At 46.8% G+C, this 12895-nt stretch carries 11 protein-coding genes; 6 read left to right on the plus strand and 5 right to left on the minus strand.

What is annotated here, in order from left to right; translation table 11 throughout:
- A partial coding sequence (locus tag Q0546_RS10580) for an amino acid carrier protein (protein WP_298792869.1) occupies positions 1–890 on the plus strand: 890 nt, incomplete at its 5' end.
- A 133-nt stretch (positions 891–1023) separates the two neighbouring features.
- Here the strand turns inward: Q0546_RS10580 and Q0546_RS10585 are convergent.
- Positions 1024–2268, minus strand: coding sequence for a Zn-dependent hydrolase (locus Q0546_RS10585; protein ID WP_298792871.1), 1245 nt, complete (start codon positions 2266–2268; stop codon positions 1024–1026).
- A gap of 451 nt (positions 2269–2719) precedes the next feature.
- Positions 2720–3703 carry a phosphoribosylformylglycinamidine cyclo-ligase gene (gene purM / locus Q0546_RS10590; protein ID WP_298792873.1) on the minus strand — a complete coding sequence of 328 codons (984 nt, stop codon included), beginning with the start codon at positions 3701–3703 and terminating at the stop codon, positions 2720–2722.
- Between the two features lie 73 nt (positions 3704–3776).
- Here purM and coaE point away from each other — a divergent pair, with 73 nt between their 5' ends.
- On the plus strand, positions 3777–4442 hold the full coding sequence (coaE, locus tag Q0546_RS10595) for a dephospho-CoA kinase (RefSeq protein WP_298792875.1): 666 nt from the start codon (positions 3777–3779) through the stop codon (positions 4440–4442).
- 121 nt (positions 4443–4563) lie between these two features.
- Here the strand turns inward: coaE and Q0546_RS10600 are convergent, their stop codons facing one another.
- The 3 genes from Q0546_RS10600 to rpmI form a co-directional block, all read right to left on the minus strand.
- Positions 4564–5052, minus strand: coding sequence for a hypothetical protein (locus tag Q0546_RS10600; protein WP_298792877.1), 489 nt, complete (start codon positions 5050–5052; stop codon positions 4564–4566).
- Between the two features lie 158 nt (positions 5053–5210).
- Complete coding sequence (rplT, locus tag Q0546_RS10605) at positions 5211–5564, minus strand: 50S ribosomal protein L20 (protein ID WP_002944116.1); 354 nt, start codon at positions 5562–5564, stop codon at positions 5211–5213.
- Between the two features lie 82 nt (positions 5565–5646).
- Positions 5647–5838 carry a 50S ribosomal protein L35 gene (gene rpmI / locus Q0546_RS10610; protein ID WP_298792879.1) on the minus strand — a complete coding sequence of 64 codons (192 nt, stop codon included), beginning with the start codon at positions 5836–5838 and terminating at the stop codon, positions 5647–5649.
- 212 nt (positions 5839–6050) lie between these two features.
- Between rpmI and Q0546_RS10615 the strand changes: the two genes are divergently transcribed.
- The 4 genes from Q0546_RS10615 (at position 6051) to Q0546_RS10630 (ending at position 12820) form a co-directional block, all read left to right on the plus strand.
- Complete coding sequence (locus Q0546_RS10615; RefSeq protein ID WP_298792881.1) at positions 6051–7550, plus strand: C69 family dipeptidase; 1500 nt, start codon at positions 6051–6053, stop codon at positions 7548–7550.
- Between the two features lie 457 nt (positions 7551–8007).
- A complete protein-coding gene (gene metE, locus Q0546_RS10620; RefSeq protein WP_298792883.1) occupies positions 8008–10281 on the plus strand; it encodes a 5-methyltetrahydropteroyltriglutamate--homocysteine S-methyltransferase in 2274 nt (757 codons plus the stop codon).
- Positions 10282–10505: 224 nt separating this feature from the next.
- A complete protein-coding gene (locus Q0546_RS10625) occupies positions 10506–11387 on the plus strand; it encodes a methylenetetrahydrofolate reductase (RefSeq protein WP_298792885.1) in 882 nt (293 codons plus the stop codon).
- Between the two features lie 473 nt (positions 11388–11860).
- Positions 11861–12820, plus strand: a complete 960-nt coding sequence (locus Q0546_RS10630; RefSeq protein ID WP_298792888.1) for a DUF3137 domain-containing protein — start codon at positions 11861–11863, stop codon at positions 12818–12820.
- The last annotated feature ends 75 nt before the right edge of the window (positions 12821–12895 follow it).

A 12895-nucleotide genomic window follows, 5' to 3' on the forward strand; every position in this document is an offset into this window, starting at 1 on the left:
AGGCTAACTCGATATCTGATGGCTTTAAGGGCGCGTTTGGCATACCGCAGTGGGCGAGCGGGCTGTTTTTAGCGGCGATTTGCGCTATGATCTTTATCGGCGGCGTCAAAGCCATCGCTAGAGTCGCCGAAAAGATCGTGCCTATCATGGCGATCCTCTACGTCGCGGTCGGACTTGTGATCATTTGCTTTAATCTTGATAAAATTCCCGGCGTCATAGCGCTTATATTCGAGGCCGCGTTTAATCCGTCCGCAGCCTGGGGCGGTGCGACTGGAGCCACGATCGCTACGGCGATGAGATACGGTATCGCGCGCGGACTGTTTTCAAACGAAGCCGGCATGGGCTCGACGCCTCACGCGCACGCCGCGGCTAACGTCAAACATCCCGTAGATCAGGCGGTGCTAGGCATCATGAGCGTGTTTGTCGATACCTTCATCGTGCTAAATATCACCGTTTTCGTCGTACTTAGCGCCGATGTGATACATTTTGAAAACGGCAAAGCCGTGCTAACTGGCATCTCGCTCGTGCAAGAGGCGTTTTCGACGCATGTTTTGGGGCACGCTGGCGGCTACGGATTCGTGGCGATTTGCTTGTTTTTCTTTGCTTTTACGACGATTTTGGGCTGGTACTACTTCGCCGAGATCAACGTGCGTTACCTTTTTGGAGCCAAATTCGTGCGAATTTTACAGATATTAGTCGTTGGATTTGTGTTCGCTGGTAGCTTGCTAAAGATAAATTTCGTCTGGGAGCTGGCCGATATGTTTAACGGCCTCATGGTGCTTCCAAACCTGATTGCCATCATCGCGCTTAGCCCGGTCGTGGTTAAACTTCTAAAAGATCACGACGAAGGCAAAGAATACGATCCAAACGAGTATATAAGGAAGGCTTGAGCGGCGTAGTAAATTTTACGGCAACAGACATGTGCCGTAAAATTCGTTTTTTATCGCCGTTTTACGCTACGTCAAATTTATGACTCAAATTTGCGCTACCGATAACTTTTGCAGCATCAAATTTGGGCTAAACTTAAAACCTTTCCGCTGCCTCTAAAACCACGCTTTTTAGTAAATTTACGCCGTTAGCGATGTCGCTCCAGCTGGAAAATTCCGCCGGATTGTGGCTGATACCGTCTTTAGACGGAATGAAAATCATCGCAGTCGGACAAAGTGCGCTCATATGCATCGCGTCGTGTCCTGCGCCGCTTGGCATGATCTCAAAGCTAAGACCGAGAGCTGCGGCTTTTTGGGCGATGAGCTTGATGAGGCGGCTGTCCAGTGCGCACGGCTCGTCAAAGGCTAGCTGCTTGATCTCGCATTTGACGCCGCGCTGGGTTTCGATGCGCGAGATTTCGGCTAGGATCTGCTCGTAGGCCTCCTCGCGCGTGACTAGGTCAATGCCGCGCAGGTCGATTAGTAGCGTTGTCTCGCCCGGCACGACGTTCATGACGCCCGGTTTTACCGTGCAGTTGCCCGCGGTCGCTACCACGCCGTTTGCCACGTTTTTCTGCGCGACGCCCTCGACGGCTAGCACTATCTGCGCCGCTGCGCAAAGCGCGTCGTGGCGATACTTCATCGCGGTCGTGCCGGAGTGCTGGGCTTGACCTTGCACGCGTACGCCAAATCTATGCGGCGCGGCAATGGCGCTCACTACGCCGATTTGGATGTTTTCGTTATCTAGTAGCGGCCCCTGCTCGATGTGCAGCTCAAAGAAACTCTCGTAGCCCGGCGTCAAATTTTTAGCCTTTTCGATGCTTGCTAGATCGATGCCAAACTCGGCAAAGATCTCGCTGGTAGCGCGCCCTTGAAAGTCGCGCACGTCTTTAAGTTTCTCAAAACCTAGCTTGCCGCACATTACCTTGCTGCCAAGCGTCGCGATGTTAAATCTACTTGACTCCTCGCACTCAAAGACGATGAGCTCGAGCGGTCTGCGCGTCTGCACGCCCTCGTCGTTTAGCGATCTAATCAGCTCTAGCCCGCCCAGGACGCCCAGAATCCCGTCAAATTCGCCGCCGTTTATCACGGTGTCTAGATGTGAGCCAAACGCTACCGCTGGCAGCTTGGGCTCAACACCTTCGCGCCTAGCAAAGATATTTCCGATGGCGTCTATGTGTACTTTTAGCCCCGCCTCCTTACAGCGCGCGATAAATAGCTCTCTGGCGGCCTTATCCTCGCGCGTGTAGGCTAGGCGACTCATCCCTGCGCCGAAGCCCTCGTCGTTGATCGCGTTTATCTCGCTAAAAAGCGCCTTAAGTCTATCTAAATTTATGCTCATCGCCCGTCCTTCGTATTTAAAATTTACCAAATTCTAGCCAAGAAGCATTAAATTTATACTTTAATATTTTTATTTAATACAATATTTAATTTTTTGGATTTTACCTTTATTTTAATTAAATTATCTTCTTTTAAAATTTCAAAATTAATTTTAGATAATGTTTGGGATCTAAGAGCTAACAAACGCTAACGTTAGTTTTATTAGAATTTAGCTCTAAAATCAGCTTTGAATATAAAATTTATAAACAGCAAAGTAAAAACTTTATACCATAATATACTAAATTTTACTAACAAATTGCCCGGTTTGAGATATAAATTTGCAGAAAATATGATGGTCAAATTTAAACAAAAGCAGTGGTTTTTGAGGAAAGCGGTTGGCAACATCAATTTACCGCCTATAAATCTTTGGCTCGTAGCGTATTTGCTGGCGAGCCAAAGTTAAATTTGACCGTTTAAACTAGCTGCGCACCCTGTCCTTTTACGATCTCGCCGATGACGTAGCCGTCGGTATTTGCTAGCACAAAGTCGGCGTTTTCTTTTGGCGCTACGACGATCATACCCACGCCCATGTTAAACGTCCTCATCATCTCGGCAGGCTCTACCTTTTGCGCGATGATTTTAAAGATATCAGGCGTGCGGATCGCGGCATGCTCGATCTTCGCGCCCAGCCCCTCCGGAAATACGCGCGGCAGATTTTCCACGATGCCACCGCCAGTGATATGTGCGAGCGCGTGGATTTTATCTTTTAAATTTAAAAAGTCGCCGACGTAGATCCTAGTCGGCTCCAAAAGCACGTCGATGAGTGCGCGACCGTCCACTTTGTCGTCAAATTTTAGCCCCAGCTCGGCGACCACTTTTCGTGCGAGCGAGAAGCCGTTTGAGTGCAGGCCGCTGCTAGGAAGCGCGATGAGTACGTCGCCCTCGCGGACGAATTTTGAGCGGTCGATCTCGTCCTCCTCGGCGATGCCCACTGCAAAGCCCGCAAGGTCGAAGTCGCCTTTTTCATACATCGAGGGCATCTCCGCCGTTTCGCCGCCGATCAGTGCACAGCGGGCGAGTTTGCAGCCCTCGGCGATGCTTTTTACTACCTCTTTGGCATCCGTGATCTCGAGCTTTGCCGTCGCGTAGTAGTCGAGGAAAAATAGCGGCTCGGCGAAGTTACAGATGAGGTCGTTCACGCACATCGCGACGAGGTCTTGACCTACGCCGTCAAATTTACGCGCGTCGATCGCGAGTCGCAGCTTCGTGCCCACGCCGTCGGTGGCGCCTAGGATCGCGGGCTTTTTGTAGCCGGCAGGCAGTCTCACCGCACCGCTAAACGAGCCGATACCGCCTAAAACGTGCGGAGTTTGCGTCGCTTTGACGAACGGTTTTATCGCGTTTACGAAGTCATTTCCCGCGTCTATATCGACGCCAGCGTCTTTGTAGCTTATCAAATTTTATCCTCCAAGATGGTATAATTTCGCAGATTTTAGCTAAAATCGAATAAAAACGCTATAAAGGCTTACCTTGAAATTTAAACACGCCGTCGTCATTACGGGCAGCATCGGTAGCGGCAAGAGCGCGGTTTGCGAGCTGCTTCGTGATCGCGGATTTGAGATCATCGACGCCGATAGGATTTCACATTTCGTCCTTGATCGCTGCGCCGCGCAGGTAGCTGAAATTTTCGGCGCGCAATACGTCGTGCAAAAAGACGTACAGGCTACAAATTTGAACCCACAGGCAGAATTTAACGCTAGATCGGATGAGGTAAATTTGGCCCCGACCCGTACTTCGGTGGATCGCAAAAAGCTAGGCGAGCTGGTGTTTAAAAACCCTGCGGAATTGGCAAAGCTTGAAGCGCTGCTGCATTCGAAGATAATGGATGAAATTTTATCGCAGGCGCAGGCTTTGGAGGCGAAAGAAAAGCTTTATTTCGTCGATATTCCGCTATTTTTCGAGGGCAAGAGGTATGAGTTTTTTGATAAAGTGGCGGTCGTTTATGCACCTAAAGAAACGCTGATCGCGCGCGTGATGACGCGAAACGGGCTGGATTACGCCGCCGCAAAGCACCGCGTGGAACTACAAATAGATATCGAGCAAAAGTGCGCTATGGCGGATTTTGTTATAGATAATAGCGGTGATTTGCAAAATTTAAGAGATGAAACCGGGTCTTTTTTGGAAAAAATAGCTTAACTTGTTATGACACGGCATTTTATGCTATTTGACCACTGCTTTAGTTACTTGGCAGCGGCAGTTTGGCGTCATATCTAGCCCTGCTACTACTTGTGACGCAAACTACGTTGATTATTTTAGTTTATTTGCAGTCTTTGCTTTCAAGCTTTACTCGAATCAACTCTCTATCCTTTATAAAATAAACAAAATCGACGCCGTCGGCTATATCGCGCACGGCCTTTAACCGCGTATCTTCGCAAAATTCTTTTTTGAGTTCCTTTGTTTGCTCGTCTTTTAGCTCGGCTATACCTTTATCATTTAGCGCGTTTTCATCCATTTCTAGTCCTTTTTTAAGCACATATTGATAAATGATGCGACGATTTTCACAGCTGATTTTTTCGAGCGTATTTATCTCATCTAGTTTCCTCGGGAGACCTGAATTTAGTCGCACCAGCATTTCTTTTACATTTGACGCTTCGCATAGATTTTCTTTCATTTGTTCTTTTGTATATTCTACTTTACTGCCTATAAAAACTTCTACGCCGATCCAGATCGCGACGGCGATGCCTAAGATGATAAATAAAAATTTATTGAGTTTGTTTAGGTTTTGATTTAGTTTTTGTATGTTCATTTTTGCTCCTTAAATTTAAGCTGGTATTTTATCGGAAAAAACGAAAAACAAAAATTAAAATTTGGAGTGAAATTTGTTTTATTGAGATCAGAGAAAGACGATAAATTTTTAAATGAGCCAAAAATATAGAGAAAAGGAGCGGGAACCGCCCCTGGGTATTATAAAGCAGCCTTTGCTTTTGAAGCTAGCTCGCTGAAAGCTTTTGCGTCATTCATAGCTAGATCGGCTAAGATTTTTCTATCAAGTTCGATATTTGCTTTTTTAAGTCCCGCGATAAAGCGCGAATAGCTAATGTCGTTTAGGCGGCACGCAGCATTTATGCGCACTATCCACAAGCGGCGGAAGTCGCGTTTCTTGCGGCGTCTGTCGCGGTATGCATAGACCAAACTTCTTTCTAATTGCTCTTTAGCTTTTCTAAAGTGTTTGTGTCTAGCGCTGAAAAAACCTCTAGCTAGTTTTAAAACTTTTTTATGGCGTCTTCTTCTAACTACGCCTGTTTTTACTCTTGCCATATTTATCCTTTACAAATCGGCGCTCACTGAGTGAGTCTTGCCCCAAATTTGGGGGAGTTTGGAATGACTTTTCGTCAAAAACTTAAATTCCGAGCATCGCTTTGACGCTTGCGACGTTTGTGCTGGCTACGTATTGAGGCGAGCGTAAATCTCTCTTGCGGTTGCGAGATTTTTTTGTCAAAATGTGGCTTCTAAAAGCAGAGCCTCTTTTGATCTTATTTTTGCCCACTTTAAAACGTTTAGCAGCGCCGCGAACTGTCTTCATCTTAGGCATACTAATCCTTTTAAAATTTCTTTTACGCCTTATGCGTAAGAGTGGGATTATACCCAAAATTCCTTTAAGAAATTTAAATTTGACAGTGCGCGCGATAAAATACAAAACAAATTTACAATACAATCTTGAAAGTAGCTTAAATTTTAGATTTAATTAATATTTTTAGTCCTATAATTTCACTTAGATTTATTATCTCAAATCAAGGAGTAACGATGAAGATAAAGTTTCTCGCCTCTGCGGCGGTAATAAGCGCGATGTTTTGCGCAAACGCGCTAGCTTGCACGACTATTTTGGTTGGAGAAGGAGCCTCTGACGACGGCTCGATGCTGATAGCAAGGAGTGCCGATAGCAAGGCGATAAAGGCGCAGGTATTTTTGATACATCCAAAAAAATCCAATCAAAAAGGCGTCCATAGCTCAAAGGCGCATGACGGGGCAAATGATTTTACCTATCCACTGCCAAAAGAGGGCATGAGGTATACGACGATAGCAAACTCCCACACCAAGCTTCACGGCGCTGTCGGCTACAATGACGCGGGCGTGGGCATCAGCGGCACCGAGACCATCTACGCTAAAGACGAACTGCTAAAAATCGATCCGTATAACGAAGCGACGGGCATCACGGAGGATGATATCCCCGACGTCTTGCTGCCTAGGATGAAAAGCGCAGCCGAGGGCGTGAAGCTACTCGGCGAGATCGTAGAAACTACGGGTGCGGGAGAGGGTTTTGGCGTAGTGTTTGTTGATAAAAACGAGCTTTGGTACTTTGAAACGGGCACTGGTCATCACTGGATGGCGGTTAAACTACCAAAAGACGAGTACTTCGTCTCCGCAAACCAAGGTAGACTACAAAACTACAAAGAAAACGATCCAAATTTCATGGGATCGAAAAATTTAATCAAATTTACCCAAGATAACGGCGCCTACGACCCGGCAAAAGACGGCGAATTTCAGTTTACGAAAGCCTACACCAGAGATGACGAGAGAGATATGACCTACAACTATCCGCGCGTTTGCTGGGTGCAGCAGATGTTTAACCCGGAGCTAAAAGATAAGCAGACTCTGAGCGGCGGCAACTATCCGGTATTTTTAAAACCGGCTAAAAAGCTAAGCGTGCAGGATCTAAAAAACGCTCTTAGATCCCACTATGACGGTACTGCGTACGATAACTACGCGAGCAAAGACGAAAATCAAAAAAATATCTACCGCGCCGTGAGCGTCTTTAGAACCTACGAGTCGCACGTCATGCAGGTGCGCCCGTGGCTACCGCAAGAGATCGGCAGAGTGACCTACGTGGCGCTTGGTATGTCGGAGCTTGGCGTTTATTTGCCGTATTATTATGGCCTCGATAAATTTATCGACGGCTACGACAAGGGCTCATATAAGGCCGATGACGAGTCGATTTATTGGACGTATAGAAAGCTGCAAACTCTCGTGATGATGGATTACGATAAGTATTCGCCGGTCGTAAAAAAGGCATACAAGGAGTTTGAGGACGCGCTCGCGGTCAAACAGGCCAAATTTGAAGACAAATACGTCAAACTCTACAAAAAAGACAAAGCCAAAGCGAACAAGCTGCTAAACGAATTTTCGATAAATATGATGAAGGAAGCCAAGGCTCTAACGCAAAATTTGACGAACGAAATCTTTACGATGCTAACTGATGACACCGACGCCAAGCTAAAATCGCTAAATAAAGGCAAAAAAGACTAGGCAAGCTAAGAGGCGGGCTGCGGCCTGCCTCAAATTAGCTGGAATTTGATAAAAACTTCTTGATTTATTTTTTAAAAATCTTTATAATACGGCTCAAATTTGACCCCAAAAGGATGAGCTTAATGCCTTGCCCCATGCCTGAGACTCTTTAATCTTAGCAAAAAAACTGCAAACGACTTTAAAAAAACAGTCAAATTTTTAAATAATTTCACGTTTTTAAACATTAATATAAATTTATTTCTATCGCCGCGAAGGGTGCATTGCAACTGCATTTTTAAAAATAAAGCGAGGCAGTGTTTGAAATTCGGGCGAAATTTGTTTAGTAGAGTTTTTTATAAATTTTATTTTAGTTTGAGAAAATCGGGTTGCCACCCGCCGTTTCTAAGCCAGCTCTTTTGAGCGACTTTGAATGAGCTTAAAATTTAAAAATAAAAAATCAAAATTTAAAGGAATCAAAATGATAAAAAGTTATGTTACGGGTTTCCCGCGAATCGGAGAAAAAAGAGAGCTAAAGCGCGCGCTTGAGGGTCTTTGGGCCGGCAAAGAGGGCTTTAGCGAGGAGAACTTGCTAAGCGTCGCTAAAACGCTAAAAAACAGGCACTGGCAATACCAAAAAGACGCCGAAATCTCGGCTATCAGCGTAAATGATTTTTCGTTTTACGATTTGATGCTTGATAGCATCGTCGCGTTTGGCGCCGTACCGCCTAGATTTGCAAATTTGAGCGGACGAGAGCAGTATTTTGCCTGCGCGCGCGGTAACAAAACCGGCGTAGCGATGGAGATGACGAAGTGGTTTAACACAAACTACCACTACATCGTGCCTGAGCTTAGCGCCGAGACGTCGTTTAAGCTTGATGCATCAAAAATCCTTGCCGAATACGAAGAGGCAAAGGCTGCGGGCGTAAAAGGCAAGGTAAATTTGATCGGCCCTATCACGTTTTTGGCGCTTTCAAAGACCACTGACGGCAGCTGCCCGTTTAAAAAACTAAACGCTCTAGTCGCAGAGTACAAAAAGCTACTTGAGCTACTTTCGACGCTTGACGATGAGATTTTGGTGCAGTTTGACGAGCCGATTTTTGCGACCGATAAAAACGAAGATATCCTGCTTAGCGTCATCGGTAAGGTGTATAACGAGCTAGCCGAAGCCTCAAACAACGTCAAAATCGTATTTATGACGTATTTCGAACACGCATTAAAAGCGGTCGCCGAGGTAGCAAAAACTAAAATTTACGGTATCGGACTTGATTTCGTTCACGGCAAAAGAAATTTCGAAGCGCTTGAAACTATCAAAAACAGCCATTTAACGCTATTTGCTGGCGTCATCGACGGACGAAATATCTGGAAAAGCAACATCGACGAAAAGGTAAATTTAGTCCGCGAGATCGGCGAAAAAATCGGTGGCAAAGATTTCTACGTCGGACCTAGCTGCTCGCTGCTTCACGTGCCATATACCCTAAAATACGAAGAAAAACTAAACTCCGAGGTCAAAAGCTGGCTGAGCTTTGCCGTAGAAAAACTAGACGAGATCAAAATCATAACCAAACTAGCCAACGGCGTAGCGCTAAATGCGGCGGAGAGCAAAATTTACGAAGAGAACAAAGCTGCGGTTAAAACGCGCGCGACGTCAAATTTGATTCACTCGTCAAGTGTGCAAAACCGCGTGAAAAATCTAGTCAAATTTGAGCGCGAAGATAAATTTGAAGATCGCATCAAAATCCAACGCGAAAGCCTAAACTACGGCATCCTACCAACTACGACGATAGGTAGCTTCCCGCAAACCGTCGAGCTAAGAGTGCTTCGCCAAAACTTCAAAAAAGGCGAGATCGACGCGAGCGCGTATGAAGCCGGTATCAAAAAATACATCGACGACTGCGTCAAATTTCAAGAAGATATCGACCTAGACGTACTAGTCCACGGCGAGCCTGAGCGTAACGACATGGTCGAGTATTTCGGCGAGCAGATCGAAGGGTATGCCTTTAGCGAGAACGGCTGGGTGCAAAGCTACGGTAGCCGCTGCGTGAAACCGCCTCTACTTTTTGGCGACGTGAGTCGCCCAAAAGCGATGACCGTCGAGTGGATGAAATACGCACAAAGCCGCACTAACCGCATAATGAAGGGCATGCTAACGGGTCCTGTAACCATGCTAAACTGGAGCTTTGTGCGTGACGACCTGCCTCGCAGCGAAGTGGCCAAGCAGCTTGCGCTTTGCATATTTGACGAGATCGCAGACCTGCAAGACGCCGGCATCCGCATCATCCAAGTGGACGAAGCTGCGTTTAAAGAGGGTTATCCGCTACGCGCCGAAAACATCCCTGCGTACGAGAAATTTGCGGTTGATTGCTTTAAGCTCTCCGTTAGCTCCGCCGAGCCTAAAACGCAGATCCACACGCATATGTGCTACTCCGAGTTTAACGACATCATTAAGACGATCGAGGCGATGGACGCCGACGTCATCAGCATCGAGACCGCTCGCAGCGGCAACGAACTGCTAAAGATATTTAAATCTGTTGGATACAAACAAGAAGTCGGCCCTGGCGTCTACGACATCCACAGCCCGCGGGTTCCTAGCACCGACGAGATCGTGCACCAGATCCGCGCACTGCTCGAGGTTCTGCCAAAAGAACAGCTCTGGATCAACCCCGACTGCGGCCTAAAAACGCGTAAATGGGAAGAGGTCGAGCCGAGCCTAAAAAATATGGTCGAAGCCGTCAAAATCGTAAGAAATTCATAATTTAGCCGCTTGCGACTCGGCTAAATTTGCCGCTTTTGCCGCTTAAATTTGCGGTGAGAGCGGCTTTGCCCGCTAAATTTTGAGCTCAGGTTTAAAACCGGCTCAAATTTGACGCGGGTCAAATTTGTCGGTCGCGGCGAATAATTTATCCTGCGCACGCGCCGCCACGGCATAAATTTGACCGCAAACGGCGCGGTTTTCTACATTTTAAATTTGGAAATTTCATGCTAAAAGAAAAAATTTTAAACAAAGAAAAGGGGCTCGTACTCTACGGACTAACGCCGCCCAAGGCCGAATTTGACGAGGCTAAGCTGCGCGACATCTCGGATCGCTGGACGGGCAGGATAGAGAGCATAAACGCCGACGGGCTCGTACTTTACGAGGTGCAAGACGAGAGCGAACGAAACGATAGCGAGCGGACATTTGAGTTCAGCGGCACGCTAAGTCCCGAAATCTATTACCGCGACTACCTAAACGTCTCGACTCCAAGCATCTTTTACCGCGTGGCTAGCGGCTACGACGAGGGCGCATTTCGCGCGGCGATTGCGGCTCAAAGCTCAAAATTAAACGTACTCGTCGGAGCTACGTCTAGCTCGCAAAAAGTTCGGTTAAATTTGGCTCGCGCGTACGAGATTGCGGGCGAATTTGAAAATTTAGCCGTCGGCGGCGTGTGTATCGCCGAGCGTCATGCCAAAAAGGGTGATGAGGCGCAAAGGATGCGTGAAAAGATCGCGGCTGGGGCGAAGTTTTTCATCTCGCAGGCCATTTTTGACGCACAGATGACGCGTAAATTTTTAGAGGACTGCGCCGCCGCGAAAATAACCGAGCCGATATTTCTCACGTTTTCAACAGCGGGCAACCCAAAAACGCTAGAGTTTATCAAATGGCTGGGCGTTAGCGTGCCTAGCGCGGTTGAGGCGCGTCTAAACGCTAGCGAGGACTATCTGGCGCAAAGTTGCGAGATAATCAAAGAAATTTGGCGCGAGCTAAAGAAATTCGGCGACGAAAACGGGCTAAATTTGAGCGCAAACATCGAAAGCGTAATGGCTAAGCGCGCCGAGATCGAGGCGAGCCTAGAGCTAGCTCGCGAGTTTAGGCTGCTTTAAGGCGAGCGCGGCGGTAAATTCGAGCGACAAGCGCGCGAAATTTAGGCGTTAAGGTTGCGCCGCAAAGTAAATTTTGCCCTTGCGCAGGTTTGTTTAATTTTAGATGCTTTTGCCCAAATCCTAAATTTCCGTAAGGCGCTACATTTGAAAGAGTGAAATTTAAACGAAAAGGGACGGCAATCTCGAGAAAAAGGAGCACGGATCGTTTAAATTTGCAGACAATCGGAATGAAATAAAGCGGCGGACGGATTAAATTTAAGCAAAAAGTGCGAGATAAAAAAGCGGCGTAAATTTAAGCGCGAGTGTGGGGTTAAAATCTAACCGCGCGGCCTGGATTTAATTGCCACACCGAAATTTAACCGTACCCGGCGGCTTTGGTTTGCGAGCTAACAAGCCGTAAAATAAGCCACCAAACGCGTAAAGAAGTTAAAACGGAGACTTTATTTACCTTTATTTTTGTCGGCGCCATAGCCGTGCTTTTTGCGCTTCCTGCTGCTTCTAATCTTTTTGCGGTCTTAGGCGAAAAACCCGCCCAAAATTTAAGCGAGAACGCTCAAAGCTCAGCCAAAAGCGAGCTTTCGTCCGAGCTAAAAGAGCTAGAAAACGAGCGCGTAAATTTAGTAGCCGCCGTCAAAAAAGCAACTCTTATCGCCCTTGCGGTAGGCGTTTGCGTAGGCGCAGCTGCGGCGTATTTTTTAGACGCGATTTTCGGCGTGACGCTGGGCGCGATCTCATATGCTGCGACGACTGGCCTTTTGACTGCGTCTAAAAGGCGAGAATTTAGGGCAAATTTTAAACGTCAAATCATAGAAAATATCGTAAAAAAGCACGGCCTTAGCTACGATAAAGACCGCGGGCTGGGGCTTGATGATTTTTTTACGATTTACGATTGCAGGGTCGATGAGTGGAGCAGCGAGGATCTGGTGGAGGGCGATATAGATGGCGTTAGCGTCAAATTTAGCGACTTTTACGCGGTTAAAAAGGTGAAAAAGAAAAACGGCACCGAGACGGTCGTGCAGTTTCAAGGCGTGCTTTTTAAGGCGGATTTTAATAAAAAGCTAAGCTCTATAACACAAATCGCGCACGTAAATTCGCGAAATTTAGCGATCTACGGGCAGAAGGCAAATATGGACGACACGAGATTTGAGGAGATATTTGACGTCTATGCGACCGATCAGATCGGCGCTAGATATGCGCTTAGCCCGGCGCTGATGGAAAGATTTACTCAGCTTTGCCTAAGACTAGATGCACCCGTAAACGCCGTTTTTAAGGATAATCAAATATTTATCGCCGTAGAGACCTGGCGCGACGACTTTGAGCCAGATATCCGCAAGTCCCTAATAAACAACGAAACCATGGCGCTTTACGAGAGCGAGATAGCAAGCTTTACTCAGATAGTAAAAGAGTTAAATTTAAACCGCAAAATTTGGTAATTTTGAAATTTGGACGGCTTTGTGGGTCGCAGCTTAAATTTGAATGCAATGATAAAATTTTACGTAAATTTAATC

It is taken from the genome of uncultured Campylobacter sp. (assembly GCF_937997465.1).
In the GTDB taxonomy this organism is placed as follows: domain Bacteria; phylum Campylobacterota; class Campylobacteria; order Campylobacterales; family Campylobacteraceae; genus Campylobacter_A.